This is a genomic window from Mycobacterium gordonae (assembly GCF_001417955.2).
Classification (GTDB): Bacteria; Actinomycetota; Actinomycetes; order Mycobacteriales; family Mycobacteriaceae; genus Mycobacterium; species Mycobacterium gordonae_B.
Window position 1 is genome coordinate 50,482 of the sequence record NZ_LKTM01000339.1, and the last position, 26,800, is coordinate 77,281.

At 67.1% G+C, this 26,800-nt stretch carries 23 protein-coding genes; 9 read left to right on the forward strand and 14 right to left on the reverse strand.

Going from position 1 to position 26,800, the window contains the following annotated elements; all coding sequences use genetic code 11:
* Positions 1-58 precede the first annotated feature (58 nt).
* Positions 59-862, reverse strand: a complete 804-nt coding sequence (locus AO501_RS23665; RefSeq protein WP_055580016.1) for an LLM class F420-dependent oxidoreductase — start codon at positions 860-862, stop codon at positions 59-61.
* Between the two features lie 241 nt (positions 863-1,103).
* Between AO501_RS23665 and AO501_RS23670 the strand changes: the two genes are divergently transcribed.
* From AO501_RS23670 to AO501_RS23685, 4 genes are read left to right on the forward strand one after another with little or no spacing between them, the layout of a single operon-like run.
* Positions 1,104-2,288, forward strand: coding sequence for a cytochrome P450 (locus tag AO501_RS23670; RefSeq protein ID WP_055580017.1), 1,185 nt, complete (start codon positions 1,104-1,106; stop codon positions 2,286-2,288).
* A complete protein-coding gene (locus tag AO501_RS23675; RefSeq protein WP_055580018.1) occupies positions 2,285-2,479 on the forward strand; it encodes a ferredoxin in 195 nt (64 codons plus the stop codon). Before AO501_RS23670 ends, AO501_RS23675 begins: the two co-directional genes overlap by 4 nt.
* 51 nt (positions 2,480-2,530) lie before the next feature.
* Complete coding sequence (locus AO501_RS23680) at positions 2,531-3,319, forward strand: heavy metal-binding domain-containing protein (protein WP_055580019.1); 789 nt, start codon at positions 2,531-2,533, stop codon at positions 3,317-3,319.
* Positions 3,319-3,702, forward strand: coding sequence for a DUF5073 family protein (locus tag AO501_RS23685; protein WP_055580020.1), 384 nt, complete (start codon positions 3,319-3,321; stop codon positions 3,700-3,702). The genes AO501_RS23680 and AO501_RS23685 overlap by 1 nt, the downstream gene beginning before the upstream one ends.
* A gap of 19 nt (positions 3,703-3,721) precedes the next feature.
* On the opposite strand, the gene AO501_RS23690 is transcribed toward AO501_RS23685, so the two are convergent.
* The 3 genes from AO501_RS23690 to AO501_RS23700 form a co-directional block, all read right to left on the reverse strand.
* Positions 3,722-5,194: an adenylate/guanylate cyclase domain-containing protein gene (locus AO501_RS23690; protein WP_055580021.1), complete on the reverse strand. Its 1,473-nt coding sequence runs from the start codon at positions 5,192-5,194 to the stop codon at positions 3,722-3,724.
* Positions 5,195-5,302: 108 nt separating this feature from the next.
* A complete protein-coding gene (locus tag AO501_RS23695) occupies positions 5,303-6,706 on the reverse strand; it encodes a WS/DGAT/MGAT family O-acyltransferase (protein ID WP_055580022.1) in 1,404 nt (467 codons plus the stop codon).
* Between the two features lie 30 nt (positions 6,707-6,736).
* On the reverse strand, positions 6,737-8,272 hold the full coding sequence (locus AO501_RS23700; protein ID WP_055580114.1) for an FAD-dependent monooxygenase: 1,536 nt from the start codon (positions 8,270-8,272) through the stop codon (positions 6,737-6,739).
* A gap of 102 nt (positions 8,273-8,374) precedes the next feature.
* On the opposite strand from AO501_RS23700, the gene AO501_RS23705 reads away from it, so the two are divergent.
* Together AO501_RS23705 and AO501_RS23710 are read left to right on the forward strand one after the other, a co-directional pair.
* The gene (locus tag AO501_RS23705; RefSeq protein ID WP_055580023.1) at positions 8,375-11,107 is read left to right on the forward strand and encodes a helix-turn-helix transcriptional regulator; all 2,733 of its coding nucleotides are present in this window, start codon (positions 8,375-8,377) and stop codon (positions 11,105-11,107) included.
* Between the two features lie 9 nt (positions 11,108-11,116).
* Positions 11,117-12,043, forward strand: coding sequence for a hypothetical protein (locus AO501_RS23710; RefSeq protein WP_055580024.1), 927 nt, complete (start codon positions 11,117-11,119; stop codon positions 12,041-12,043).
* Here the strand turns inward: AO501_RS23710 and AO501_RS23715 are convergent, their stop codons facing one another.
* Positions 12,044-12,919 carry an SDR family NAD(P)-dependent oxidoreductase gene (locus AO501_RS23715; RefSeq protein WP_055580115.1) on the reverse strand — a complete coding sequence of 292 codons (876 nt, stop codon included), beginning with the start codon at positions 12,917-12,919 and terminating at the stop codon, positions 12,044-12,046.
* On the reverse strand, positions 12,916-15,747 hold the full coding sequence (locus AO501_RS23720) for an RND family transporter (RefSeq protein WP_055580025.1): 2,832 nt from the start codon (positions 15,745-15,747) through the stop codon (positions 12,916-12,918). Before AO501_RS23720 ends, AO501_RS23715 begins: the two co-directional genes overlap by 4 nt.
* 621 nt (positions 15,748-16,368) lie before the next feature.
* Here AO501_RS23720 and AO501_RS23725 point away from each other — a divergent pair.
* Together AO501_RS23725 and AO501_RS23730 are read left to right on the forward strand one after the other, a co-directional pair.
* The gene (locus AO501_RS23725) at positions 16,369-17,076 is read left to right on the forward strand and encodes a DUF4344 domain-containing metallopeptidase (protein ID WP_371935009.1); all 708 of its coding nucleotides are present in this window, start codon (positions 16,369-16,371) and stop codon (positions 17,074-17,076) included.
* Positions 17,077-17,155: 79 nt separating this feature from the next.
* Complete coding sequence (locus AO501_RS23730) at positions 17,156-18,256, forward strand: glycosyltransferase (protein ID WP_055580027.1); 1,101 nt, start codon at positions 17,156-17,158, stop codon at positions 18,254-18,256.
* Positions 18,257-18,367: 111 nt separating this feature from the next.
* Here the strand turns inward: AO501_RS23730 and AO501_RS23735 are convergent, their stop codons facing one another.
* The 4 genes from AO501_RS23735 to AO501_RS23750 all read right to left on the reverse strand — a co-directional run bounded on the left by AO501_RS23735 (position 18,368) and on the right by AO501_RS23750 (position 21,584).
* The gene (locus AO501_RS23735) at positions 18,368-19,339 is read right to left on the reverse strand and encodes an enoyl-CoA hydratase/isomerase family protein (RefSeq protein ID WP_055580028.1); all 972 of its coding nucleotides are present in this window, start codon (positions 19,337-19,339) and stop codon (positions 18,368-18,370) included.
* Between the two features lie 12 nt (positions 19,340-19,351).
* Complete coding sequence (locus tag AO501_RS23740; protein WP_055580029.1) at positions 19,352-20,011, reverse strand: TetR/AcrR family transcriptional regulator; 660 nt, start codon at positions 20,009-20,011, stop codon at positions 19,352-19,354.
* Positions 20,012-20,085: 74 nt separating this feature from the next.
* Complete coding sequence (locus AO501_RS23745; RefSeq protein WP_055580030.1) at positions 20,086-21,246, reverse strand: iron-containing alcohol dehydrogenase; 1,161 nt, start codon at positions 21,244-21,246, stop codon at positions 20,086-20,088.
* Between the two features lie 86 nt (positions 21,247-21,332).
* A complete protein-coding gene (locus AO501_RS23750; RefSeq protein ID WP_055580031.1) occupies positions 21,333-21,584 on the reverse strand; it encodes a hypothetical protein in 252 nt (83 codons plus the stop codon).
* Positions 21,585-21,719: 135 nt separating this feature from the next.
* Here AO501_RS23750 and AO501_RS23755 point away from each other — a divergent pair, with 135 nt between their 5' ends.
* A complete protein-coding gene (locus AO501_RS23755; protein WP_055580032.1) occupies positions 21,720-22,538 on the forward strand; it encodes a sugar phosphate isomerase/epimerase family protein in 819 nt (272 codons plus the stop codon).
* Positions 22,539-22,559: 21 nt separating this feature from the next.
* Here AO501_RS23755 and AO501_RS23760 read toward each other — a convergent pair whose 3' ends face one another.
* Genes AO501_RS23760 through AO501_RS40795 form a run of 4 tightly spaced genes read right to left on the reverse strand, consistent with a single transcriptional unit; the run spans position 22,560 to position 26,739 of the window.
* Complete coding sequence (locus AO501_RS23760) at positions 22,560-23,558, reverse strand: Gfo/Idh/MocA family protein (protein ID WP_055580033.1); 999 nt, start codon at positions 23,556-23,558, stop codon at positions 22,560-22,562.
* A 9-nt stretch (positions 23,559-23,567) separates the two neighbouring features.
* Complete coding sequence (locus tag AO501_RS23765) at positions 23,568-24,785, reverse strand: FAD-dependent oxidoreductase (protein ID WP_082658800.1); 1,218 nt, start codon at positions 24,783-24,785, stop codon at positions 23,568-23,570.
* A 32-nt stretch (positions 24,786-24,817) separates the two neighbouring features.
* Positions 24,818-26,092, reverse strand: a complete 1,275-nt coding sequence (locus AO501_RS23770) for a PE-PPE domain-containing protein (RefSeq protein WP_156452749.1) — start codon at positions 26,090-26,092, stop codon at positions 24,818-24,820.
* The gene (locus AO501_RS40795; RefSeq protein ID WP_156452750.1) at positions 25,984-26,739 is read right to left on the reverse strand and encodes a PPE family protein; all 756 of its coding nucleotides are present in this window, start codon (positions 26,737-26,739) and stop codon (positions 25,984-25,986) included. The genes AO501_RS23770 and AO501_RS40795 overlap by 109 nt, the downstream gene beginning before the upstream one ends.
* Between the last annotated feature and the right edge of the window lie 61 nt (positions 26,740-26,800).

Consider the following 26,800-nt stretch of genomic DNA (forward strand, 5'->3'; position numbering starts at 1 on the left):
TTGCTGCAATAATAGCAACGTTAGATCTTTGGCCAGCCATACATCCGGGACTGAGTCGCTACACCCCGTCGCGCCAGGCGATCAATTCGGCGAGCGTGGTCAAGTCGTAACCGTTTTCGTTCGGCGTGAGTTCCGCGGTGAACAGCGTCGCGCCTTCTTTGCGGAAGAGGTCGGCCTCGCTCGGGCCCCGCCACAACACCGCACGCTCAATCGCCGAATCATCGCGTTGCGCCGCTTCGGCATACGACTTGAGCAGATCGTCCCGGCGACGGAACTCATCGATGGGCTCGGCGCTGTGCCAGATGTCGGCGAAGCCGGCGACCAGCGGCAGGGTCCTGTCATCAGCGGAACCGTCGATGAGGATCGGGATTTCACGCAGCGGCGCCGGAACCAGACGCGCCAGTCGATACTCGATCCGCGCCAGCGCGTCGACCAGAGCGCGGAACCGGTCCCCCGCACTCGGGTAATCGTATCCGTATGCGGCGTAATCTTTTTCGTACCAACCCGCGCCCAGGCCCAGAATGAGCCGCCCGCCGCTGATGTGGTCCACCGTGCGCGCCATGTCGGCCAGCAGGTCCGGGTTGCGGTATCCCACACTGGTGACCAGCAGGCCGATTTCGGCGCGGGTGGTCATTTCACCCCACGCCGCCAGCGCCGTCCATCCTTCGAAGTTCGAGACTTCGCCGCGCTCGGGCACCGGCGCTGGTGCCCGGGCGCCCGGCTTGTGGAAGTGGTCGTACCCGAAGATCACGTCGGCACCCATGGCTTCGGCGTCGAGCACCGCCTGACGCCACGTGGCGTAGCTGGGCGCGCCCCCCGGCCGCAGCTGAGCCCCGACCCGGATCCGGCGTGGTGATATCATTCAAACCTCTTGTGGTCGTTGCCAATTCAGATCAGTTGGCGCTGTGCCGATGGAGCATGCGTAAAACGTAACTCGCAATCGCGGCTCTTTATTTCCACAAGCTATACAACTTCGAGATGACCGCCATCGCAAAGCCTGATGGAGGGGTGCAACGGCGGGCCGGCGGGCCAAGTTGTCTAACTTACTAATTTTTGCAAGACAAGGATTGCCCGCCGCTCGGCGCGATGTCAGGCTGGGAGGCATGACAGAAGCGGAATCGTTCGTCGACCAGGCCGTGATGGGTCTTGCCGAGCCCCAGCCGATGTACAAGGCGCTGCGCGAGTCGGCTCCGGTCTTCCGGTCGCCCCAGGCGGTGGTGCTCAGCCGGCTCTCGGACATCGAGATGGCGCTTAAGCGCACGGACCTGTTCTCGTCCAACATGGACGCGGTCGACTTGGGGAACCTGCGACCACTGATCCCGCTGCAGGTCGACCCGCCCGAGCACGCGAAGTACCGGCGAATCCTCGATCCACTCTTCACGCCGCGGGAGATGGCCCGGCGGGAACCCCAGGTCGCCGCGCTGGTCAACGAGATGATCGACCGCTTCGCGGACCGGGGATCCTGCGACTTTCACGAAGAGTTCGCGGTGCCCCTGCCCTGCACCGTCTTCCTGCAGCTGCTCGGCCTGCCGCTGGAAGATCTCGACAAATTCCTGGAATGGAAGGACGGCGTGATCCGGCCCGAGGGGTCCACCGGGTACGACGACCGCCACGAAGCCTCGGCCAAGGTCGCCGAACAGATCTACGAATACTTCAACCGCGCCATCGACGACCACATCGCCACCCCGCGCGACGACGTGCTGTCCGCGATGATCGCGACGCATTTCAAAGAGGACGGCGGCGCGGCGCTGTCCCGCGAGGAGTTGCTCGACATCTGCTTCCTGTTCCTGATCGCCGGGCTGGACACGGTGACGGACTCGCTGGACTGCTTCTTCGTCTACCTGGCCCGGCATCCCGAGCATCGCCATCAGCTGGTCGAGCAGCCCGACATCCTGCCGCACGCCATCGAGGAACTGCTGCGGTGGGAGACACCGGTGCCCGGAGTCGCCAGGGTTGCGATGCAGGATGTCGAGGTCGGCGGCTGCCCCATCAGCAAGGGCGAGCGGGTCAGCCCGCTGCTCGGTGCGGCCAACACCGACCCCGCCGAGTTCCCGGACCCCGAGCGGGTGGATTTCAGCCGGACCCCGAACCGGCACCGGGCGTTCGGCGGGGGTCCGCACCGCTGCCTCGGATCGCACCTGGCCCGGATGGAACTTCGGGTGGCCTTGCGTGAGTTCCACCGGCGCATACCGGATTACGAAATTCCCCCCGGCACCGAGCTGAAGTACACCGCCGCGCTGCGCTCGGTCGAAGCGCTGCCGCTGACGTTTCCGGTGCAGGCACGATGACACGCGTGTCGGTCGACGCGGACCGCTGCGTGGGTCACGGCCGTTGCTATTCACTGGCGCCACAGATCTACGATTCCGACGACGTGGGCCACTCCGTGGTGCAGGTCGAGGACGTCTCCGGCGACCTCGAGGAGCAGGCACAGATCGGTGCTCAGAACTGCCCGGAAGAGGCGATCACGCTTTCGCCATGAGCGGCCCGCTGATAGGTACGCTGTCGCAAACGACAGAAGGGACGCCCGCGCATGGAACCAGGCTCGCTCGACCCGGTGGCAAACGAACGGCTGTCTCACGCCGCCAAGTCGTGGACGTCGGACCTATCGATCAATGAGTTCGCACTGCTGCACGGCGCCGGGTTCGAACCGATCGAGCTGGTGATGGGTGTCTCGGTGTACCACGTCGGATACCAGTTCACGAACATACGTCAACAACAAGAACTGGGCGTGCTGACCGAGGCCACCTACCGGGCTCGCTGGAATGCCATGGCGCGCATGCAAGCCGAGGCTGACGCACTGCACGCGGACGGCATCGTGGGGGTCCGGCTCACCTGGCGCCATCACGGCGAAGGCGGTGAACACCTGGAGTTCATGGCAGTGGGCACCGCGGTCCGCTACACCGAGAAGCCGGGAGCGTTCCGGCGCCCCAACGGGCAGGCCTTCTCCAGCCACCTCTCCGGGCAGGACATGGTGACGCTGCTGCGGTCCGGCCACGCGCCCGTCGCATTCGTGATGGGCAATTGTGTATTCCACATCGCCGTGCAGGGGTTCATGCAAACCCTCAGGCAAATGGGACGCAACATGGAAATGCCGCAGTGGACACAGGGCAACTACCAGGCACGTGAGCTGGCGATGTCGCGTATGCAGACCGAGGCCGAGCGTGACGGCGGAACTGGAGTGGTGGGCGTGCACTTCGCAATCTCGAACTACGCGTGGGGACACCACACGGTCGAGTTCTATACCGCGGGAACCGCGGTGCGGCGCACCGGGAGCGGGGAAACGATCAAACCCACGTTCGTCCTGCCGATGGACAACTGATGTACGAGTTCGACGCCGAGCGGGTCAGTCGGACCATCGCCGGTGCACTCGCCGGCCCCGGCGGCGTCGCCATGGTGGTGAAGGTGTTCGCCGGGCTGCCCGGGGTGATTCACACACCGGCCCGGCGCGGATTCTTCTCCTCCAGCCCCGAACGCGTGCAGATCGGCGACTGGCGTTACGAGATCGCGCGTGACGGACGGCTGCTCGCCGGGCATGTGGTGAACGGCATCGTGATCGCCGAAGACGTGCTGGCGGCCGACGCGGTCGGACCGCACATCACCCGCTCGCTGCATCAGATCGTGACCCGGTACGGCGCGACGGTGGTCCCGAATATCAACGCCGCCGTCGACGTACTGGGCACCAGCACTGGCTATCCGTACTGAGATATTCTGCAACGCAACGTCATTCACTGTCCTCGTACGGTACGACGATGTCGGTGGAGCTGTCCCGTCCCCGCAGGACGGCGGTGGTCAGGGTGCGCCAGTGCTGCGCCTCGCCGTCCGAAGCGCGGGTCAGCGCCGCACCGGACGCCGCGACGCCACCCTGCTGCTTGGCCACCTCGGTGAGTCGCGCCGCCTCGTTCACCGGGTCACCGATGACGGTGTACTCGTAGCGTCGGGACTCGCCGATGTTGCCCGCGACAACGGTTCCCGCCGACACCCCGATGCCGGCCCTGATCTCTGAGTGGTTCAGCTGCCGCCCGAGTTCGCGCGCCGCGGCCAGAGCAGCGCCCGCGCAGTCGGCCAACGCGACTGGCGCCCCGAATATCGCCAGTGCGGCGTCGCCTTCGAACTTGTTGACCAGCCCCCGGTGGCGCTCGACCACATCAACCACAACCGCGAAGAACTCGTTGAGCATCGCGACGAGAGCTTCGGGAGTCATCCGCTCGGCCAGCCGCGACGAACCGACCAGGTCGACGAACAGGGCCGCCGCCTCGCAGCTGGCGCCACCCAGAGTCACCTGAGCGCCGTTCTCGGACGCGCCCTGTTCGGCAAGACGGGCGACATCGCGTCCGACGTGCCGGCCGAACAGGTCCCGCAACCGCTCGCGTTCGCGCAAGCCCCCCGCCATGGTGTTGAACCCTGCCTGCAGCAGCCCCAGTTCGGACGCGTCGAAGACCGGCACGGTCACGTCGAAGTCGCCAAGTTCGACGCGCCGCATCCCGCGCCGGACCTCGTCGATCGGGTCGGCGCTGACCGCACCGGTGAACGCGGTGATGGCCAGCCCGCTGACGGCCGCGCACCCACCCAAGACCAACACAACGATCGCCAGCCGGCGTCCCGAGTAGTCGATGACCAGTGCGCTGGCCCCGACCAGAAGCAACTGCAGCAGGGGTACGCCGGTGCCCAGCGTCCACGCGGACACCGCGCGCAGCCGCAGGCCGGGCCCACGCGCGGCGGTCGGCGGGCTGTCGGTGAGCACCTCGGCGACGAACGGCCGCAGAATTCGTGTGCACAGCCAGTAGGCAACCGCAGTGGTGACGAAGCTGCCGAGCAGCACCGAGACCCCCAGCGTCGTGGCCAACCACGGCGCGTCGAGATTGATCACCACCAGGATCACACCGGCGGTCACCCACACCGCACCGTGAATGGTGGCCGTGCGCAACGGGATTGCCATCAGCACGCGTTTACGCGCCTGCCCCTCGTCACCGCCACTGCGGTAGGTGGTCGCCACAAGTCCGCACACGATGGCGGTCATCGCGGCGGCACCCACGTAGACCGCCATCACCACCACGTTGAGCTGCAGGACATGCCGCTGGCTCAGCGCGTGGCCGGTGGGCAGGGCCCAGAAAGTCGTCACCCCGATCACCGCGGCGCCCAGCACGTTCGGAAACAGCGCCGCCAGAACCAGCTGGGCGCGCGTCGTCCACGGCACCGGAAACTTCCGGCGCCCGGTCAATGTCACGTCCGCGGGCCGTCATGCGAGCGTTGCACGGCTATAACGTGCCACAAACCCGCGTCCGCAAGGCAGCAGACAGGCCGATCAGTGCTCCGGCGGGCCTCCCGCGGTCGACGAATCACGGCAGACCAGCAACTCCTTGAGCGCATCGGAAAATGCGTCGGCCATCCCCCACAGGTCCGCGACCAGATCCGGACACGAGATGATGCCGATACCCAGTGCTCCATTGAGGGACATGACGGTGACGTTGAGTCCGGCGCCACCGAGGAGCGGCCCCAACGGGTACATCGATTCGATGCCGCAGCCCAGGAAGTACAGCTGGTCCTGTGGACCGGGCACATTCGACAGGATCATGTTGTAGACGGGGCTGGTAGTCAACGGGATTCGGGGCAGGATCCGCATCGCCGCGCCGAACATCGTCTGCCCGCCGAACTCGGTCCAGTCGTGCAGCAGGGAGGGTCCCATCGCCGCGGTGTGTTCTTTCGCCGCTCTGTTGCCCGCGGCGATGGCGCGGATGCGCTCCGCGGGATCGGCGACCTGGGTCTGCATCCGGCAGAACATCCACGTGGTCTGGTTGCGGCCGGGCCGCTGCGACTTGTCGCGCACCGATACCGGGACGGTGGCGACCAATGGAACATCGGGCAGTGCGTCGTGCTCGAGCAGGAACCGCCGCATCACCCCGGCGCACAGCGCCACCACGACATCGTTGACCGTCACCCCGAACCGGTCCTTGACCCTCTTGACGTCGCGCATGTCGAGCTGGGTGAAGGCGACATTGCGGTGGTGTGTCAGCGCCCCGTTGAACGGAGTGGGCGGCGCCGTGAACGGCGCGGCCATGGTGCGGCCTTCGCGCGCCCGCAGCACCGTCTGCGCGAGGGTGAGCACGGTTGCCGGTACCACTGTCGCCAACCGCAACGGTCGCTTGGCGACGTTCAGCAGTCCACTCGCGGCGATCTGCAGAGCGCTGGCACGTCCGGCACCCGCAATGGGTTCTGGCTCCGGGGCGTCCGGCACGAGGCTGCACAGCTGCGCCAACAGGTTCGCCCCGGCCACGCCGTCGACGACGGCATGGTGCACCTTGAGCACCACCGTCAGCCCGTTCTCGCGGGCACCGCCCTCGACCACCCACATCTCCCACAGCGGGCGGTCGCGGTCCAGCGGCAGACCGGCGATGTGTCCACAGATCTCGGACAGTTCGCGGCGGCCTCCGGGTGCCGGCACCGCCACCCGGTGCAGGTGGCGCCGTAGCGCGAAGCTGTCGTCGTCCACCCACACCGGGTGGTCCGGATTGAATTGCGTGTCAGCAAGTTTCATCCGAAATTCCGGCACCGCGCACACGTGCCTGGCCAGCGCCGCACGAAGCCGGGCGTACGAATAGCCGCCCGGCATCGTCGAGGTATCGAGTTCCAGCACGCAGCACACGTTCAACGGCTGCGCCGGTGTCTCCATGTAGAGAAAGAAAGCATCAAGACCGCTTAGTCGTTCCATAGCCGCCCACCCGACTAGTCACGTGCACATTTATGAGTGATAACCCCTGGACTCCTCCCGAGCACCGAGGTTCCGCACCGCGTACCCCGGTTGCTCTCCGCTTAAACCAGCCTTTTTCTCGCCACACCACCGGGTGAGAGTTTCGGTGATTTCGGCGGGTGCGGGCACCCGGCGAGATGCCCACGCGACATATCCGTCCGGCCGAACCAGTACCACGGCCGGTTGCGTCTCGTCGCTGTGTTGCACCCGTTCGACACCGGGCCAGTCGACCGTGACACCGCCGCCGGTGAGCAGGACGAAACGGCCGCTGCGCAGCACTTCGTAGAGCCGGCCGCCGTCGCAGTCGATGTCCGGCATCCGATGCCCCACCAGGGGATTGCCGGCTCGGGAAGGGCGGGCATAGGCGATGCCGATGCCGCTGAGCCGCTGGGCTGCCGTGCGACGGCTCCGCGGGAAACGAAGGATCGTGCGAATCGCGAAGCGCTGCAACACTCGGCGTAGAGCGGAGCGGCCGAGCACGAGCTGGTTGAGCATGTCGGTCATGGCCAGCACCTCGGCGCCGACGGGGTGCCGCTCGAATTCGTAACTGTCGAGCAGGGACTCACGCGCCCGACCGTCCAGCACCCCGCCGACCGACAAGGCCAGTTTCCAGCCCAGGTTCATCGCGTCGCCGATGCCGGTGTTCATGCCCTGCCCGCCGATGGGCGAATGGACGTGGGCGGCATCCCCCGCCAGGAACACCCGACCCACCCGGTAGTGGCGGGCCTGTCGGCGTTCGCTGAGAAACCTTGAACTCCAGCGCATCTCGCTCAACCCAAAATCCTCCCCGGCGATCCGGCCGATGGCATCCCGGATCTGTGCCGCGGTCACCGGCTCGCTCAACGGTTCGTGTTCGCGTCGACGGTCCCAGGCGATGGCGCGATACCAGCCGTCACCGAACGGCAGGACCAACACCACCCCCTCGGCATTCGTCCTGGCGAACATCGGCTCGGCGGGTGGTCTGGTCAGCCGCACGTCGGCCAGCATGATGTGTGTCTGGTACTGCTTGCCGACGAAATCCACGCCCAGCAGCCGGCGCACCGCACTATGGGCTCCGTCGCACCCGACCACGTAACGCGCCCGCAGGGTGTCGCCACCGGCCAGGGTGAGGGTGACGCGGTCGCCGTCCTGCGCCAGGCCGGCCAGTTCGGCGCCACGCAGGATCGACGCCCCGAGGCGCTGTGCGTGGGCAGCCAGCACCCGCTCGGTCCCGCTCTGCGGGACCATCAGGATGAACGGGTAGCGCGTCTGCAGTTCGTCGGCCAGCGACACCGTGGCTCCCGGAATCGGAGCTACCTCGCCGACTCGAAAGCCGCGCGTCAGGATTTCGTCGATCAGGCCCCGGGCGTCGAGCAACTCCAGCGTCCGCGCGTGCATGGCGAACGCCCGCGTGATGTTCGGCTCCTCGGCGCGACGTTCCATTACCTGCACCCGAACCCCGCGCATCGCCAGTTCCCCCGCCAACATCAGCCCGGTGGGACCGGCGCCGATCACGGCGACATCGGTATCTGTCTCGAAAGTGGTCATCTCAGCTCCTTCTTCGCGTCCCTCCAGCGTCGCGTCTCCCGGTTGGCGCCGAATCAGTGAAGTCACCAGTACCGCCACCGGTCCGGGTCCTACGATCGTGCTGTGCTGCACGGCCGTGAGCGGGAATGCGCGCAGGTGGGCGGCCTGCTGGGGGCCGCGCGGTCCAAGCGCAGCGGCGTGTTGGTGCTGCACGGCGAAGCCGGTATCGGCAAGTCGGCGCTGCTCGACTACGCGGCGGCGCAGGCCGGCGACATGCAGGTCCTGCGGACCGCGGGCGTTCCGACCGAGTCGCAGCTGCCCTTCGCCGGCCTCCACACCCTGCTGCGGCCCGTGCTGCATCGGTGTGATGCCATCCCGGACCGGCAGAGTGCGGCACTGCTCGGTGCTTTCGGACTGGGTCCGGCGTCCGCCGACGACCGGTTCCTGATCTCCCTTGCGGTGCTGAGCCTGCTGGCCGAAGCGGCGGAAACGGTTCCGCTGGTGTGCCTGGTCGACGACGCGCAATGGCTGGACGGACCGTCGGCCGACGCTCTGACATTCGCCGCCAGGCGGATACAGGCCGAGGGCATCGCCATCATTTTCGCCGCGCGGGACGAACGGCCCTTTGACGCACGGGGGCTGCCCGAGCTGAGGCTCACCGGGCTCGGTGCGGATGCCGCCGCGCGCATGGTGACCGAACGCACCGGCACGCCGATCGCCGCGACGGTGCGCGACCGGTTGGTTGCCGACACCCTGGGCAACCCGCTGGCAATCGCCGAATTGGGGCGGTTGTTGTCCGCGGAGCAGATTGCGGGCCGATCCGCCCTGCCGGCCCAGTTGCCGGTCAGCACCGATCTGGAGCGTCTGTACCTGGACCGCGTCGGCCGGTTGCCTCCGCAAGCCCAGGCGATGCTGCTCGTGGTGGCCGCGCACGACACCGGGCAACTCGACGTGGTGTTACGCGCGGCGCAGACCCTGGGCGCCGAACCGGAGGCGCTCGATGCCGCAGAGCGCGCCGGATGGGTGAAAGTGGAATCGGCGGTCGTCTCGTTCGTGCACCCGCTGGCACGCTCGGCGGTCTATCAGGGCGCGACATCACAGCGGCGCCGGCAGGTTGAGCTCGCCCTGGCGTCCTGCCTCGACTCCGATGCCGACGCCGATCGCAAGGCGTGGCACCTCGCCAACGCCGCGGCGGGGCACGACGACGGCGCGGCCGACTCGCTGCACGCGGCCGCGTTACGCGCTGCGGCGCGCGGCGGCCACGATGCTGCTGCCGCCGCGTTCGAGCGCGCCGCTTCGCTGACCGCCGCCGCAGAACTGCGCGCGGCCAGGCTGGCCGATGCGGCTGCGGCCGCGTGGTCGGCCGGACAATCCCAACGCGCCCAGGGGTTCCTGGACCGGGCCCTGCCGCTCAGCGGCGCGGCAGCGCTGCGGGCCCGTATCGCGCACCTGCGCGGATCGATCGAAGCGCACTGCGGCACTCCGTCGGCCGCGTACGCGATCCTCGTCGGGGCCTCGGAGCTGGTTGCCGCAACCGAACCGGAGCGGGCCGCCGTGATGCTCGGCGAGGCGGGGCAGCTGGCGTGGGCCGGCGGCGACCTGGCACGGTTGACGGCGGTCGCCGACCGGCTCGCCGCGCTGCCGGCCGGAGACCGCCCGGAATTCGTTGCCGCGCATGTGATCACCGGCCTTTCCGGACTGTTGCGCGGTGACACCACGGCTACGGCGGCCAAGTTGCGCGCGGCCGTGGAACTGGCCACCGCAAGCCGGCAACCGCGGGTCTTGATGGGCGCCGCGGCGGGGGCGATGTTCCTGGGCGAAGATTCCCGTGCCATCGATCTGTTCTGCTCGGCCGTGGCCAGGACACGGGTGGCTGCCGACGTCGCGACCCTGCCGCTACTGCTCGGCCCACTGGCCATGGTGGAGACGCTGACCGGCCGCTACCCGACGGCACTGGCCGATGCGACCGAGGGGCTGCGGCTGGCTGAAGAGACCGGCCAGCACAATCCCGCGGCGCACCTGCACGCTGTGCTCGCGCTGCTCGCGGGGATCCAGGGGCGCGCCCAGGATTGCCGCGATCACGCGGAAGCCGCCCTCGCCCAGGCGATTTCTTTTCGTCTGGGGCCGCACGCGGCCATTGCGTCCTGGGCGTTAGCCGCGTGCGATCTCGGGGCCGGCCGTTCCGAAGACGCCTGCGACCGGCTTGAGTCGCTGGCCGGCGCGGCACCCGGCGAGGGCAACCAGATGGTGATGTTGATGGCCACCCCGGATTTCGTCGAAGCCTCGGTGCGCATTCAGCGCAGCGAGGCTGCGGCCGCGCGCCTGCTCGCGTTGGAAACGTGGGCGCGCGACACCGGCGCGCCGTGGGCGCAGGCCCTGGTGGCCCGGTGCCGCGGCCTGCTCGCCGACGGCGGTGAGCAGGACAGGTACTTCGAGGAGGCGCTGAGCCTGCATGCCCGCGGCGACCGGCCCTTCGACACCGCCCGCACCCAGCTGCGATACGGCGAGAGCCTGCGGCGCCGCCGCCGGCGCGCCCAGGCACGTAAGTACCTGCGATCCGCGCACGAGACCTTCGAAAGGCTGGGCGCCGCGTCGTGGTCCGAACAAGCCCGCGCCGAATTGCTGGCCACCGGCGAAACCACCAGGAAGCGGGAAACCGGTGCCGTCGATCAGCTGACGCCGCAGGAGTTGCAGATTGCGCGTTTCGTCAGCGCCGGTGAGACCAACCGGTCGATTGCGGCGCTGATGTTCCTGAGCCCGCGCACCGTCGACTATCACCTACGCAAGATCTTCATGAAGCTCAGGATCTCGTCACGAGCCGAACTGATCCGTATGGCGTCGAGCAACGGATGGTAGACAACTGGCATGACTGTTGGCGCTGCCGCGATCTCGATCTTCCATCCACCCCGGGATCCGGATCGGTTCGGCGGCTGGCTCGAGGAGTACCTCGCCGTGGCCCGGCAGGCCCCCGGATATGCCGCTGCGCGCCAATCGGTTCCCGCCGGCGAACAGTTGGACTGGGCCGTGGAGGTGTCCTTCGACGATGCCGAGACCCTCGACACCTGGCTCGACAGCGCGCAGCGGCGAGCGCTCCTCGCCGAGGGCGCGGCGCAGGGATTCGGACGTTGCGCCTCGGATACCCTCCTCACCGCGGGCGACCTGCCACCCGGCAACGTCGGAGTGTTCCTGCACCCCGTCGCTCCCGGAAAGGACGCGGAATTCGTTGTTGCACAACGTGATCTGGCGCTCGTTACCGCTACCTTTCCCGGATACGAAGGGACGGCTCTGTTTCCGGCAGATCGCAGCGGGCAGTGGATGTCAGTGCTGCGTTTCCGCACCGCCGCGCGACTTGCCGACTGGATTCGGTCCGCGGAGCGCCAGGAAGTCCTGCCCCGCCTGCGGGAAGAGTTGACGCACGATTTCGCCGAACTGCCACGCAGCGCGCCGTTCGGTTCGACGGTCCGCGTTGCCGACGGCCAGACCAGGATCACCCCGGGATGGAAGTCCGCGATGCTCGTCGTGCTGTGCCTGTACCCGACCGTGATCCTGCTCTCCAAGTCGCTGTCCCCCGCGTTGAGTCGAGTTGGAATAGGCCCGGCGGCAGCAATTTTCATCGGCAACGTGATCAGTGTGGCTCTGCTGCAATGGGTTCTCGTTCCGGCGGCGTCGCGGCCCTTCCGCCGCTGGCTCGACCCGATCGACGGCGCATCGACACGCACCAGCCTGGCCGGCTCGGCGGTGGTGCTGGCCGGTTACGCGGTGTTGCTGCTGGTGTTCAGCCGGGTCGGGTGATCAGCGGGCGATCATGGCGTGCAGTTCGGCAACGGACCACGGGTCGCTGTCGTGGTGATCGCGATAACCGAGCAAGGCAGGCGTCGGCCGCTCGAAGCGGCCCACGAAACCACCTGCGCCAACCAAGATCTGGCCGGTGACCTCGCGAGCCAGATCACTGGCGAGATACGCGTAGAGCGGGGCCACGAATGCGGGTGGGGCGGCGTCCAGGGACGCGCGCATGGTCATCTCGTCAAGCAATACGCGGCGATGAAGGTCGCCGATGTGCTCCTCGTACCCGGGACCGGTGGACAACCGGGTCTTGGCCCCGGGACACACCACATTGGCGCGCACCCCAACGCTTTTCAGTTCGGCCGCGATGGCCATCGTCAAGCCGTTGACGGCGGCTTTACCCGCGGGATAGCCAGTACCGCCATAGTCGCCGAGGAACGCCACCGATCCGGTGTTGATGATGGTGCCGTGACCCTGCGCGGCCATGATCGGCGCCGCGGCCCGACAGGTGTGGAACACCGTCCCGAGGTGCGCGCCGATCAGGGTGTCGAACTCCCCCGCTGTGATGTGCAGGATCGAAGAGCCTGCCGGCTCGGCGATTCCGGCGCAGTTGACCAGAATGTCCAACCGTCCGAACGACTGTGTGCACGCCTCGATCAGCCCCGCGGCAACGTTTTCGTCGTCCGCCGCGCCCGCCACCCCAACCGCGTCGCCGCCCGAGGCCGTCAGTGATTCGACACTCTGCCCTACCGCGTCGGCGTCACGGCCGTTGACCACGACGCGCGCGCCCATCGTGCAGAACAGTTCACTGACCGCGCGCCCGATCCCGCGGGTGCCGCCGACGACCACCGCACCACGCCCGGCAAGCAGGTCAGGTGTGCTCATCTGGTCGCGGTCGCCGGCTCGAGTTCCTCGTCGCCGGCCTCCGAGCGCCGCGGCCACCACAACCAGCGGTCGAGCACCACCATCGTCGCCGGCAGCACAAAGGCACGTACCACCAGCGCGTTGAACACCAGCCCGATCCCGACGGTGATCCCGATCTGCGCCACGCTCAGCACGCTGCTGATGCCCAGCGCGAGCATCGCCAGGCCGACCACGACGCCACCGGCGGTGACGACCATTCCGGTCGCGGCGGAGGCCCGGATGATGCTGGTGCGCAGCCCCGGAGACAGTTCCTCCCGGATGCGCAGTGCGAACAGCAGGTTGCCGCCGGAGGCTATGCCGACCATCGATACGAACGCGATGGGTGGCACCGACCAGTGCAGGTCGTGGTGCAGGAGCCGGTGAAACAGCAGCACGCTGGCCCCGAGGGCACAGACATAGGACGCGAGAATCGTCGCGAGCACGACGAAACCCGCGATCGGGCTGCGCAGGAGCAATGCGGCGATGACGAGGATGACTCCGAGCGTGATGACCACCATCAGGGCCAGGTCACCGCCCACGATGTCCTGCAGGTCGCGGGTGGCCGGTCCGACACCGGTGAGATCGACGGCCGTGACTTTCACGGAACTGCCTCTGAGCGTGTCGGTCACCGCAGCCTCGATCGAACGGGCCCGGGCCGCGCCCTCGTCACCCCACTCGAGACCCTGGCCATAGACGAATACCCGGGTGGCGTGCCCGTTCGCGGAGAAGAACTGGTCCAGCGTGGGCCGCATACCCGGATCGGCCAGGATGCGGCGCGACGCGTAGAGGCTTCCGCCGGGGCTGCCCTGGGAAGCGGCGGCCAACTGGTGCAGATAGTCGGGAAGTTCCTGGGCCGGCACCGGGCGGGCATTGGCCAGCAATTCTCTGACCTGCGCCGCCATCCCCCGGACCTGCGCCATCTCGGTGCTCACGCTGGCCACCACCGCAGGCAGGGGCACACCCGGTGCCGAGGCCGCGTCCACTGCCGCCTTCGCCAGCTGGTCGGCCGCTTCACCCAGTTTGCTGGAACCGCCGACGACCGCGTTGGCCCAATCGACCGCCTCCTGGGCTGAGGAACAGACCTGGGTGCTCCGGCAGTCCCTGATCGCTCCGACAAATTTGCGCAGCGGATCGAAGATCTCGTTGACGTCTGCCGAACGAGCCCGGATCTTGTCCGTGGCCTGCTGCGTCAGGCGTACCGCAAGACTGACGCCACCAATGGCGTAGCTGCCCGCTTGCGCGCCGGCCTGGATCAGATCAAGTCCCGAACCCAGCTCACGCAGCGCGGCTTCGAGGTCGGTGAACGTCGCGTCCTTCGCGGCGAGCCGGTCGGAGAACTGGTCGAGCCGGTCACCGACGTTGCCGCCGGTGGCAGACAGGGAGGCCTGCTTGGAGACCATCCCCCCGGGGTGGCTCGCCGACTGCACCATGCGCACCCCGGAGATCCCCATGATCGCGCCGGTGACCCGACCGACGACGGCCAGCGCGTCCGGGTTGCGCAGGTCCTCGTCGGCCTCGATCGTGACGACATCGGGTTGCACGTGATTGGCGTCGAAATGCTGGTTGACGACGCGGTAACCGCGGTTGGCCTCGGTATCGGGTGAGGTGGACGCGGTTTCGTCCCAACCGATCGGCACGCCAGGCAGAGCGAGCAGCATGATGAGCACGAAAACGCTGCTGGCCACCAGGATCGGCGCCGGCCAGCGCGCGACGCGGGTGCCGACGCGGCGCCAGCCCCGGCGCAGACGCTCGCGCTGCGGCGGCTTCACCAGGCCGGCACGACCGGCGAGCGCGATCAGGGCCGGCGTCAGTGTCAGGCTGGCGATCCCGACCGCGAGCACACCGATCGCGCAGAGGATGCCCGTCGTGGCGAACATGCTGATCCGCGCCAGACTCAGCCACCCGACCGCGCCCAGCGGTGCGACCACGATGAGGATCGAGCCGATGATCGCCGGCGCGACGTTGCGGTATGCGTCCGCCAGCGCCTCGGCCGGTGCGAAGCCGTTCCTGCGCTGTTCGTGGTAGCGGCCGAGCAGGAAGATCGCAAAGCCGGTACCCGCTCCGACCGCCACCGCAACGGCGATGGACAGCGAGAACAGCGACACACTGATCACCATGCGGGAGGCGAGGTCGGAGATGATCGGCTTGGCGACGGTCAGCCCCGACAGGACCGATACCAGCGGCACCAGGGCGGTGATCAGCGACCGGTACATGATGACCAGGAAGATCAGCAGCACTCCCAGTGTCACCGCGGTGATGACCTGAGTCTGCCGGTCGATCGCGTCGAACTCATCCATGATGGTGGCGCCGGCCCCGGTGATGTAGACGTGCAGACCATCCGGCGCATGCAACCCGGCCACGATGGTGCGTGCCTCGGTGATCGAGTCGACGGCTTCAGTCGATCCCGTCACCCCGTCAAGGGTGAGGGTGGCGGTCACCACATGGCCGTCCCGGCTGACCGCCGTGTCCGCGGCCGCCGGCATCCGCCACCAGTCCGTCACCTCGTACACATGTTTGGTGTCAGCACGCAAGGCCGTGATGAGTTGGTCGTAGTAGGTCCGGTCCTGTTCGGTGAGCCGGCCGTCGCGTGCGAGCACCAGGTAACCGATGTTGTCGGTCGGCGTTTGCGCGAAGGCGGCCGCCGAGCGCTGCACCGCCAGCGAAGTCGCGGTGCCGACTGGCAGGAATGGCTGGTCCAGGTCTGCGACGACCCGCTCGAGTGGCGGCGCCAGGCTGTTCCCGGCGACGGCGGCGAACGCCCAGACGCCGACGATCAACAGCGCGAAACGATAGATGAGCCGAGGGATCAACGCGTAAGCCTCAGCTGAGCCAACCGGCAGGTATCACGCAGCGACCTCTTCACCTGGCGTATCACCTTCTCGATTGACAACGCGACGTAACCCCCGACCGAGTCGGCCCATTCAACCATCCCGGTCGACGGACCGACAGCGATTTTGCGGCGTGCCGCGATCGTCGCGACCTTGATGGTCCAACCGTGCCCACCTGCATTCCTCACTGAATATTGTCTGCGGTTGCTGTGGCGTCGTGTGCCGGCCTTCGACCGTATTGGTTGCCGCATCCCGCAGCCCAGTCAAGTGTGACTGCTCGAGCTGTTTCTCGTCATGCCATTGACGTTCTTCATCGGGAGACCCGGCCGGTCATGCTGCTGCTTTCCAACTCATAACCCAGCAGCTCAACTCTTGTCGTACCGTTCTCTCAGGTCCTGGGCAGACCATCGGTTGGTTCCATCGAAGGGGGCTCCAAGGATGAGCAGGCGACTGATGGGTATCGCGGCGTGTGCCGCGGTGCTGGTGGCGACGGGGTGTGGCGGATCGAAAGGACACTCCGACGCCCATCCGCGCGCCGCGGAGCGGATCCCGGCGACCTCGCGCACCGACCCGACGACGAACGAACCCGAGCCGGCGGGAAAGATGATCTTCCGCTACGAGGACGCGACCACCCCGGAGGCTCAGGCAGGCCGCCAATTGATGTCGGACGCAAAGGTTTTGGAGAATGTCTCGGCGCACGTCAACGACACGCTGAATCTGCCGCACGATGTCGGGGCCGTGGGCAAACAGTGCGGCGAGGCCAACGACTACTGGGATCCCAACGCCAACGAAATCCAGCTGTGCTACGAGGACATTCAGCAGAGCCAGCAGCGGTTCGCCAATGCCGGAAATCCCAACCCGACGCAAGCCGCGGTCGATGCGACGATTTCGGGGTTCTACCACGAACTCGGTCACGCGACACTCAACATCTACGACCTCGCGTTCACCGGACGCGAGGAGGACGTCGCCGACCAGCTGTCCGCATTCGAGCTGTTGGCCCCCGGGGCCGATGGAAAGCCCTACCCGAACGGCGTCCGGATCGCCATGGACACCGCTCAGGACTGGAAGCTGAGCGCCAAAGAGGCCGGCGACGCCAACGAACTCCCGTTCTGGGACGGGCACTCGATGGACATCACCCGGATGTACAACTGGGAGTGCTGGATCTACGGGTCCGATACCACCGCCAACGCCGTCATCGTCACCTCCGGCGACCTGCCGGAAGACCGTGCCGGCAACTGCGAGGAAGAGTTTCAGAACATGTCCAGGGCATGGCAGCAGATGCTGGGACCACACCTGAGGAAACCCAGCTGAACCCGAGGTTCACGAACTATTCAGGCGGTCGTGGGCCCGCGCTCGTTGACCGCACATTCCCGACCGTTTCTCTCACCGTATGCGGGTGGTTCAGGTCGCCAATTTCTACGGGCCCCGGTCCGGAGGGCTGCGGACGGCGGTTGACCGGTTGGGCGCCGAATACTGCGCCACCGGGCACGAGGTCTTCCTGGTGGTCCCGGGTCCGCGCGCCGAACGCAGCCGGCTGGACAGCGGTGTCGTGCGAATCACGGTGCCGGCCAGGCTGCTGCCGTTCACCGGTGGGTACCGCGCGATCATGCCCGCGCCGGTACGGACGCTGCTGGCCGCGCTGAACCCGGACGCGCTGGAGGTCTCCGACCGACTCACCCTGCGCTCGCTGGGCCGGTGGGGCCGCGAGCACGGTGCCACCACCGTGATGATCTCCCACGAGCGCCTGGATCGCCTTGCGGGGCAACTACTTCCGCGACGGGCCGCGCAGAGATTCGCCGATGTCGCCAACCGGCGCACCGCCGCCGACTACGACACCGTGGTGTGCACCACCGACTTCGCCCGCGAAGAATTCGACCGTATCGGCGCAACCAACACCGTCACGGTGCCACTCGGTGTGGACCTGCGGACCTTTCATCCGCGCCGGCACAGCGTTCAGCTTCGGCGCCGCTTCGCCACGCCGAATCAGATCCTGCTGGTGCATTGCGGGCGCCTGTCGGTGGAGAAGCGCGCCGATCGCAGCATTGATGCCCTTGCGGCACTGTGCGACGACGGCGTCGACGCCCGGCTGGTCGTTGTGGGGGAAGGTCCGCTGCGGGCGCGGCTGCAGCGCCAGGCGGGCCGTCTGCCAATCGAATTCACCGGATTCGTGGCCGATCGGCAAGCGGTCGCGGCACTGCTTGCGACCGCGGATGTGGCGCTCGCGCCCGGTCCGCACGAGACATTCGGGCTGGCCGCTCTGGAATCGCTGGCGTGCGGCACTCCGGCGGTGGTGTCACGGACCTCGGCCCTGACCGAGATCATCACCGCGGACAGCGGTGCGCTGACCGACAACCATCCCGTAGCCTTTGCGAACGCCGTCCGTGACCTTGTCGGCCGACCGGAGCGCGACCGTCGCGTCTGTGCACGGCACCGGGCCGAGATGTTCACCTGGCAGCGATCGGCGGCCGGCATGCTCACGACGTTCAGGTAGCCGTCCCGCCCCGGTCGTCGCGGCTCCGTTGAGTCTCGCTACTCACCTCGCCGAGTGTGAATTTCGCGACGCGACGCGCCGACGGGGCGTCGGGATTTTCACAATCGGCGGTCAGGGTTTCTGGCGCCCCGAACGGCTCAACCGCCACTCCGGCGGGAAATTGAGGTCGTTGTCCTTGACGACGTTGTTGAGCCCCTTGCCGAACGTTCCTTCGGTGAGGTCGACGTCGTTATCCTGGTCGTTGGCGATCAGTGGCAGCATCCCCTCCACCATCCCGGTCAGCAGACTGCCGAAGTACTCGCCCTTGTGCTGTTTGTAGAGCTCCAGAAAGGTCTTCTGCACCGCGACCGTATCGGTCGGCCGGCACCGCGCACAGGCCAGTGCGTACTTCGCCGTCTCCTCTTCGAGCTTGTCGCGCGGCACCACACTGTTGATGAAGCCACAATCGTTCATCTCTTTGGCGGTGAAAGGCCGCCCGGTGAACAGCATTTCGGAGAACTTGCGCAGGCCCATGGTCTCGGCCCACCACCATAAGCGTGGTCCCCAGCCGACGTAGCGGAACGCCGGGTGCCCGAACAGGGCGTCGTCCGACGAGATCACCAGGTCGGCGTCACCGGCTTGATAGAAGTGCCAGCCGTAGCAATAACCCTTGGCCTCGACGATGCTGATCTTCCGAAGTTCCTGCAGCGGACGGTTTCCGGCGGGTGCTTTGGCATAGAAGTCGGTGACGGTGGACAGGTAGCGGTAGGAGCCGCCCGGCGGATACTTGACATCGTCGTCGTTGATCGCCAGCTCGTGCAGCAACGGCATTCCCGGGTTCTCCAGCATTCCGCGCTGTTCGGGCAGGTCTCCACCGCTGCCGAAATCCTCGCCCTCGCCCCGGATCACCACCACCTTCACATCGTCGTCGACATTGCACTTATGGATCAGATCGGCATAGTTCTGCCGCATCCCCAGCGTCGTGGAATTCTGCGCGTCGGGCCGGTCGAAGGTGATGTAGGCGATCCGGTTCTTGATGTCCTTTTCGAATCTGATGTAGGGCTCGGCTTCTTTCTTCATTTCCTCGTAGTCGTGCTCAGGCATGTGACCCTCTCTCTACTGGCCGGAGTTGCCGGTCAGGTGTCCCTTGTTGGGGCTCTTCAAGATTCCGCCGGCAATGGCGGCCAGGATCTTGTCGAGTTGTTCGGCGCTGTCGACGATTCGGTCACCGTGGGCGAACCGCAACAGCAGGCCGTTGATGAACGTCAGGGTGATGTTGCTGAGGTCCTCGACCACCGCGGACTCGAGCTCCGCACCGTGCGGCATCAACTGGACCAGGATTTCGCGGTGCAGCTTGGTGAACGCCTGCGTGCCGTGCGCCAGGGTGGCGGCCAGCGCCGGGTCCCGGGCGGCCTGCATCGCCAGCTCGTACCTGGCCCGCGTTCGGGAAAGCTCAGGCTCGCAACCGGATTGGATCACCACTTGGGACAGCAACGAGGGCGACCGGCGGCTTTTGGCCGTGCCGGCTGGACTTTCGTTGTCGGCGACCGATTGGAGGTTTGCCAGGTCCAGCTCGGCCAACCGTTCGGCCACGGCCAGCAGCAGTGCCGACCGGGTCCGGAAATTGAAGGAGGTGGTCCCGTCGGGCACACCGGACTTCCGGTCCACCTTGAGATGGCTCAACCCCTTGGCCCCGTCGTCGGCCAGCAATTGGATTGCCGCATCGCACAGGTCACGACGGCGTTCAGCGGGGTTGGGCTTTCGTCGTCTGTCCATCGTCAACGCCTCTCGGGTCTGGGCGCAGACATTACTCTATATTTGTAGTGTCGGCTAGCCGCGTGAAGTGACGATCAGCCGTACACCTGCGCGTAAAGCGCCTCGATCTGCGCCGGCTCGGGAATCACGGGATTGTTGGCCGGCGAACCGGATGCGACGGCCTGCTCAGCCATCAACGGAATGAGCGATTGCCAAGCGGCACTGTCGATACCGTACGACCGCGGGGTGGGGACCTCGAGGTCCGCGCACAACGCGGTGAGGGCGTCGACGAGTGCCCCGGCGGCGGCCCGGTCGCTCGTCGTCGCATCGGCGACCCCGTAGGCCCGGGCACAGTCGGCGTAGCGGCCGGGCGCACCGCTCACGGAGAACGCGGTGACCGCCGGAAACAGCATGGCGTTGGACAGTCCGTGCGCGACATGAAAGTGTGCCCCGATCGGCCGGCTCATCCCGTGCACCAGTGCGACGCTGGAATTCGAGAACGCCATCCCGGCCTGGGTGGAAGCGGCCATCATCGCCGCCCTGGCCGAGGCATCCGAGCCGTCGAAATATGCCCGCCGCAGGTGCGTCGCGATCAGCCGGATTGCCGAGAGCGCCAGACCGTCGCTGATGGGATTGGCGCGGCGACTGACGTACGCCTCGACCGCGTGCGTCAGGGCATCGACGCCGGTATCCGCGGTGAGCCGCGGCGGCATCGTCATGGTCAGCTCGAAATCGACGATCGCGGCGATGGGCAGGAACGACAGCCCGGGACACAACATCTTCTCGTCGGTGTCACTGTCACTGATGACCGTGAATTGCGTTGCTTCCGAACCACTTCCCGCCGTAGTCGGGATCGCGACGATCGGCAACGCCGGACCGGCGTAGCTGTTCGGCGCCTTGTATCTGCGCATGGGACCTGGCTGTAAAGCCAGGACTCCCAATGCCTTTGCCGTGTCCATCGGGCTGCCGCCGCCGAACCCGATGATGCAGTCGGCCCGGTGTTCGCGGACCGCCGCGATACCCTGGTCCAGCGAGGCCGTGGTGGGATCGGCGACCGTGCGGTCGAACAGTGCCGGAGCCTTCCCTGCCGCGCTGAGCAGGCTCATCACTCGATGCGCGGCTCCGCAGGAAGTCAGGTAAGGGTCAGTGACCACCAGCGGGCGATGCAGCTGCAACGCGTCAAGCAGCGCGCCGAGCTCTCCGAGCGCACCGCCACCGATTCGAATGTGCCGGGGGAATGCGGCGGATGTCGGCATGGACCACTTCCCTGCGCTCGGGGCCGCCCCTCGCGGCCGTAGCTGAAACACTACGGTCAGCGATCAGGGCGTCCCCGGTCAGCGCATCAGGTGCACGGGATACCGTGCGGACCTCCGATCCAGTGACCCGGCGGCGACTGCCACGGGCAATACTGCTTGATCTGCCCGGGTGCCGGATTCCAGCCGATCGAGTCGTCGACCCGCGGTACGGGCGGTACCGGGGGACCCGGAATGTGGGGGCCGGGCTTCGCCAGCGCCGTGCCTGCGCCCATCCCGAGCGCGCCTGCCCCCAAAGCGCCGGCCATCAGTGTCGTTCCGATCATCTTCTTGAACTGCATGATGTTCGCCTCCTCTTCTCAGCCCGGACGGCACCACTTCGGCCCCTGAACAACGGACTGAGGAATCTCAGCTTTTGGACAAATACCCGATCTCCACGGGAATCAATCGTCGCGGCTTGTAACGTGCGACACGTCATGGAACATCTCGGCATCGGCTACCTCAGTGTGTTCGGGCTGCCACCAGTGGAGTTCGTCGAGGTCGCGGTGGCTCTCGAGTGCCGTTTCATCTCCATGTTTCTCCGGGGACGCCCACTCGTGCCGCTTGGTTATCCGCCATTCTCCTTGCCGAACGATGCTGCGCTCCGCACCGATCTCGATGCGGCGCTGGGTCACCACGGCGTCTCCATCACACTCGGTGACGGCTTTCTGGTGGTCCCCGGCGGTGACGTACGCGGGTGTGCCGGCGATCTCGACGTCATGGCCGAACTCGGGATTCCGCGCCTCAATGTCGTCAGCCTCGATGCCGACCTGGGCCGCACTTTCGATGAGTTCGCGGTACTCGCCGAGTTGGCCGCACAACGCGGCATCGCCACGGTGGTGGAGCCGGTGCCAGGCCTCGCCGTCTCCGACGTGCCCACCGCGCTGGCCGCGGTGCGGCACGTCGGGCGGCCGGACTTTCGGCTGTTGATCGACACCATGCATGTGTCCCGGTCCGGGTCCACCCCGGCCGACCTGGCGGCCATCGATCCTGCGCACATCGGCTACGTCCAACTCAATGACACCACGCGCCGGCCCCGGACCCCGGACTACATGGAGGAGGCCATGTACGAGCGATTGGCCCCCGGCGACGGCGAGTTACCGCTGCGCGACATGATCCGTGCGCTACCGACCGACCTGGTGTGCGAACTCGAAGTACCGCAACGATCGCTGGCGCTGGCCGGTGTCAACCCGGCCGACCGTCTGCGACCGTGTGTGGAGGCGGCGCGACGGGTGTTGGCGGAGGCCGCCGGCTGAGAGAGGGGGCGGCAGCGAGCATCAGCTGGGCTGACGCAGCGGCAGTCCGGCAGCGCGATAGATCCCGTCGATGACGGTCATGTTCGCCACGGCGTCCTGCGGCGTCGACTTGACCGGTACCCCATCCAGCACCGCGGCCAGGAACGCGTCGAGTTGGTACGCATAGGAGGCACGGCGCCCGAAGCGCTCCACCCTGCGGCCATTGGCCGATTTGACGGTCAGTCGGTGAAAAATCTGTGGCACAACAGGATTGAGAACACGCAGCTGCCCGTCGGTGCCGGTCACCGTAACGCTCATCCGCAACAGGTCCGTCGACCACATCGACGTGCGAATCCGTCCCGTGTGGCCACCGGGGAAGCGCAACTCGGCCGTCATGGCCCGGTCGATCCGGGGATCGCGCAGTTTGGCGCGCGCCGAAACCACCTCCGGCGTGGCACCGCCGAAGGTGCGCACCATGTGCACGGCGTAGCAGCCGGCGTCCATCGTCGCCCCACCGGCCAGCGCGTAGTCGTAGCGGATATCGGCGAACTTCGGCAGCGGGAAGCACATCGCGGCCTCGACGTGTTGCAGCCGGCCGAGTTCGCCCGAGGCGATTATCTGCTCGACCCGCAACGCCAGCGGATGGTAGCGGTAATGAAAGGCCTCCATCACGACGCGATCCGAGTGCGTTGCCAGGTCGGCGATTTCGCGTGCTTCCGCGGCATTTGCGGTGAACGGCTTCTCGCACAGCACGTGCTTGCCCGTGTCCAGGGCGGCCCGCGTCCACCGGCCGTGCAGGCCGTTGGGCAGTGGGTTGTAGACGGCGTCGATCTCCGGGTCGGCGATCAGATCCTGGTAGCTGTTGTGCACGCGGGCGATGCCGTGGTCAACCGCGAACGCCTGTCCGCGGGACACATCGCGGGCCGCGACCGCGGCGACCACGATCGCGTCAGTCTGCTTGGCGGGGTTGATGAGTGCCAACGGTGCGATACGGGCCGCCCCCAGGATGCCGATGCGCAGCGGCACCCGTTGATCAGACATCGCGTGACGTTAACCGCGGCGGGCGAAATCGGGTGCGTGCTCGGGCAACACGCCGACTCCGATGAAGTACGCGGGCACCAGCGAAAGCCACGGCATCCGCTCGAGCAACCGCAGCAGGGCTGCCGGCGGGGCGGGGTCCCGGCCCCGCAGCAGCGGACCGAGCAGCCCCCGGTGCAGTATCCGTTGGACGAATTGCGTTGCCGCGGTGGGAAATACACGCCGACGGCGGACGGCTGCCAAGTCACGGCCGGTCACGTGGTGGCGCAGCAGGGGTTCGGCCAATATGGTCGCGGCGGCGACGGCGTCCTGAACCGCCAAGTTGATGCCGACGCCGCCCAAGGGCGACATGGCGTGTGCGGCGTCACCGATACAGAGCAGGCCGTCGGAGTGCCACCGACGCAAGCGGTTGACCTTCACGTCGAGATGCTTGACGTCGTCCATGGAATCCAGCGCGGTTACCGATCCGGCGGCCTCCGGTACCAGTGCGGCGATATCACGCCGGAATGCCTCGATGCCCTGAGCGCGCAACTGCGCGTCGGTGCCTTTCATGCCGATGTAGGCGATCTGGAAATACCCTTTGCGCGGGATCACGGCCAACGCCTTGCCCGGACCGGTGCGGGGCGCGAAGGAGAACTCCGCATCGTCGTCGTTCGGCAACTTGAACCACCAGACGTCGAACTTCACCGGATAGTCGCGGGTGCGCAGGCCGGCGGCCTGGCGGGCGATCGACCATCGGCCGTCGCAGGCCACGGTGAGCTCGGCGCGCAGTTCCCCCGGGCCGTCGGCGTCTTGGTACTGAACCCCGGTGACCCGGCCGCCTTCGGTGAGCAGGCCGGTGACCTCGGTGTTCATTCGCAGGGTGAAAGTGGGCTCGGCAATAGCGGCCTCAGCCAGCAGGTTGAGCAGGTCCCACTGCGGCACCATCGCGATAAACGGATGGGGTTGGTTCAGCCGCCCGAAATCGATGTAGGTGACCGAGTTCCCATTCGATTCGAATGCCGCTTTGCGTACCTCGTTGAAGGGCAACCGGGAGAAGCGCTCCCACAGACCCAGTTCATCGAGCAACCGCATGGTGGAGCAGTGCACGGTGTCGCCGCGGAAATCGCGCAGGAAGTCACCGTGCTTTTCCAGCAGGGTGACCTCTACCCCGGCGCGGGCCAGTAACAGCCCGAGAACCATGCCGGCCGGGCCGCCCCCGATGATCGCGCACGTTGTCTTGTCCGCCATTTGCGGTCAAGCATAGGGTCCCGCGTCCACGGTCAGGCGACCAGCGCCGACAGGCCTGCACCGACTTGTTGCGCGGCCGCGGCGACGATGAGCGTTTCCAGGGCCGCCGCCATGATGGACAGCGTGACGCCGGCGGTGAGTGGATAGCCGACCGCATTCACCATGCCCATCGGGCTGCCGTGCACGAATTCGCGGATTCCCTGCAGGAACAGGTTGACGTTGTAGGCCGGCGCAGTGGTCAACATGGCATTCGCCAGGTCGGCCGTCGGCAGCAGCACCTGGTAGGCCGCCCCGGCCGCCGCCGAAATCGCGCCGCTGGACTTGGAATTGGCGGCCTGCATACCGTCGATAAGTCCGTCGATGGAGATCGTGGGACCGGTGAGTCCGCCATAGGGTAGAGATCCGGCAAACAGACCGGAAACGTCAACGGGCGGCAGCGCGAGATGCGTCATGCCGTAGCCGAAGTCGGCGACCCCCTGCTGCGTTCCGGTTCCCAGCGCGCCCAAAACCCGTATGGGATCGACGTCCGGGAGTACCCCGAACGGGGTCGGCACGTTCGGCGGCGACGTCGAATAGCCGTGATTCGGGTCGCCGTAGCCGAGATTGACGATCACCCGCAGGTCCGGCTGAATGAGGTCGGCGAGCGGATTGCCGAGAACGGGTAACGCCCGCAGCGGCTCCAGTAGTGGCAGGTTCCTGGTCGTGATGATGTAGTACTGCGTCATCGTCGGGCCCGCGGTGTTGGTCAGCGGAATGGCAGCGTCGATCTGTTCCGGCGTGAGCATCAGGTAGTTCTGATGCAGGTAGCCCATCCCGGCCAGGGCGTTCAACGTCGACACGATGTTCAGCGGATACCGGGGGAAGTCGGCGACGCCGTCGTACTCGATGGTGTAGACGCGGGTCGGATACAGATTGTCAGGCGTCGCACCCGGGCTGGTCACACCGAGGCTGGGAATGGCGATCCCCGGGAAACGCGCGGCGAGGCCGCCGTTCGGATTGCCGGGATCGCCGACTAGGGTGAACGAAAGCTGCTGAGGCGTAGGCGGATTGATCGATGCAGCGAGCTTCTGCATTTCCGTTGCGGCAATGGTGGCGCTCTGGGAGTAGCCGAAGATGGAGACATTGTCGCCCGCGGCGAGATGCGCCCGAACCGCGCTGTCGAGGATCTTCACGCCCTGGGCCACCGACGCATCGAACGTCAGACTCTTGACGTCGACCACCGGGTAGAGACCCTCCGGGGTGAACAGCGAGCGCGGGATGGCGTCGGGTGCGATGTTGCGAATGAAGAGATCGAATGCGCGCTGCACATACCTGGGCGACGGGGACGGGATGCCGCTGCTTCCCATGACTTCGGCAACGGTCTGCGCCGCGGCGGCACTGCCCGACGCGCCGGAACCGGCAGCCCTGGCGTCGCGGCGCTCAGTAGGGTCTGCAATCGCCGTTGCCAGGGCGCCAACTGCGCGCAGACCGTGCTGACTCCAGCGTGGTACGCCACCATAGCGGTCACATCCTGAGCCCACATCTCGTTGTACAGGGACTCGGCGGCCGCTATCGCCGCAGCGTTCTGCCCAAACAGGTTGGACGCCAACAGCGACACCACCTCCCCGCGGTTCACCGCGACGACGGTGGGAGGCACCGCGGCGGCCAAGGCGGTGTCGAACTCTGCCGCCGCGGTCCGGGCCATGACCGCCGCAGCCTCGGCGTGCGCGGCCGCGGTGCTCAGCCACCTCAGATGTGGTGCGGCGGCGGCCGTCATCGCCAGCGACGCCGGGCCCTGCCAGGAGCCGGCCGCCAGCGCGGCAATGGTCGACCCAAAAGAGTCCGCGGCGCAGTGCATTTCAGATGCAAGCAGGTCCCAGGCGGCGGCCGCCGTGAGCATCGGAACCGGACCCGCGCCGGTGTAGAGGCGGGCGGAATTGACCTCCGGCGGGAGCGCCGAGAAGTTCGGCAACATCGTTGAGGTGTCCTTGCAGGAGAAGAGACAGCCGCGCTCCCGCCCTGAGTGCGTTCGGGCG

Excerpts from the sequence above, each read along its gene's own strand:
- AO501_RS23665 (WP_055580016.1), bottom strand. The coding sequence starts at position 862 with ATGATATCACCACGCCGGATCCGGGTCGGGGCTCAGCTGCGGCCGGGG.
- AO501_RS23670 (WP_055580017.1), top strand. The coding sequence starts at position 1,104 with ATGACAGAAGCGGAATCGTTCGTCGACCAGGCCGTGATGGGTCTTGCC.
- AO501_RS23675 (WP_055580018.1), top strand. The coding sequence starts at position 2,285 with ATGACACGCGTGTCGGTCGACGCGGACCGCTGCGTGGGTCACGGCCGT.
- AO501_RS23680 (WP_055580019.1), top strand. The coding sequence starts at position 2,531 with ATGGAACCAGGCTCGCTCGACCCGGTGGCAAACGAACGGCTGTCTCAC.
- AO501_RS23685 (WP_055580020.1), top strand. The coding sequence starts at position 3,319 with ATGTACGAGTTCGACGCCGAGCGGGTCAGTCGGACCATCGCCGGTGCA.
- AO501_RS23695 (WP_055580022.1), bottom strand. The coding sequence starts at position 6,706 with ATGGAACGACTAAGCGGTCTTGATGCTTTCTTTCTCTACATGGAGACA.
- AO501_RS23700 (WP_055580114.1), bottom strand. The coding sequence starts at position 8,272 with ATGACCACTTTCGAGACAGATACCGATGTCGCCGTGATCGGCGCCGGT.
- AO501_RS23710 (WP_055580024.1), top strand. The coding sequence starts at position 11,117 with ATGACTGTTGGCGCTGCCGCGATCTCGATCTTCCATCCACCCCGGGAT.
- AO501_RS23715 (WP_055580115.1), bottom strand. The coding sequence starts at position 12,919 with ATGAGCACACCTGACCTGCTTGCCGGGCGTGGTGCGGTGGTCGTCGGC.
- AO501_RS23725 (WP_371935009.1), top strand. The coding sequence starts at position 16,369 with ATGATCTTCCGCTACGAGGACGCGACCACCCCGGAGGCTCAGGCAGGC.
- AO501_RS23730 (WP_055580027.1), top strand. The coding sequence starts at position 17,156 with ATGCGGGTGGTTCAGGTCGCCAATTTCTACGGGCCCCGGTCCGGAGGG.
- AO501_RS23735 (WP_055580028.1), bottom strand. The coding sequence starts at position 19,339 with ATGCCTGAGCACGACTACGAGGAAATGAAGAAAGAAGCCGAGCCCTAC.
- AO501_RS23740 (WP_055580029.1), bottom strand. The coding sequence starts at position 20,011 with ATGGACAGACGACGAAAGCCCAACCCCGCTGAACGCCGTCGTGACCTG.
- AO501_RS23745 (WP_055580030.1), bottom strand. The coding sequence starts at position 21,246 with ATGCCGACATCCGCCGCATTCCCCCGGCACATTCGAATCGGTGGCGGT.
- AO501_RS23750 (WP_055580031.1), bottom strand. The coding sequence starts at position 21,584 with ATGCAGTTCAAGAAGATGATCGGAACGACACTGATGGCCGGCGCTTTG.
- AO501_RS23755 (WP_055580032.1), top strand. The coding sequence starts at position 21,720 with ATGGAACATCTCGGCATCGGCTACCTCAGTGTGTTCGGGCTGCCACCA.
- AO501_RS23760 (WP_055580033.1), bottom strand. The coding sequence starts at position 23,558 with ATGTCTGATCAACGGGTGCCGCTGCGCATCGGCATCCTGGGGGCGGCC.
- AO501_RS23765 (WP_082658800.1), bottom strand. The coding sequence starts at position 24,785 with ATGGCGGACAAGACAACGTGCGCGATCATCGGGGGCGGCCCGGCCGGC.
- AO501_RS40795 (WP_156452750.1), bottom strand. The coding sequence starts at position 26,739 with ATGTTGCCGAACTTCTCGGCGCTCCCGCCGGAGGTCAATTCCGCCCGC.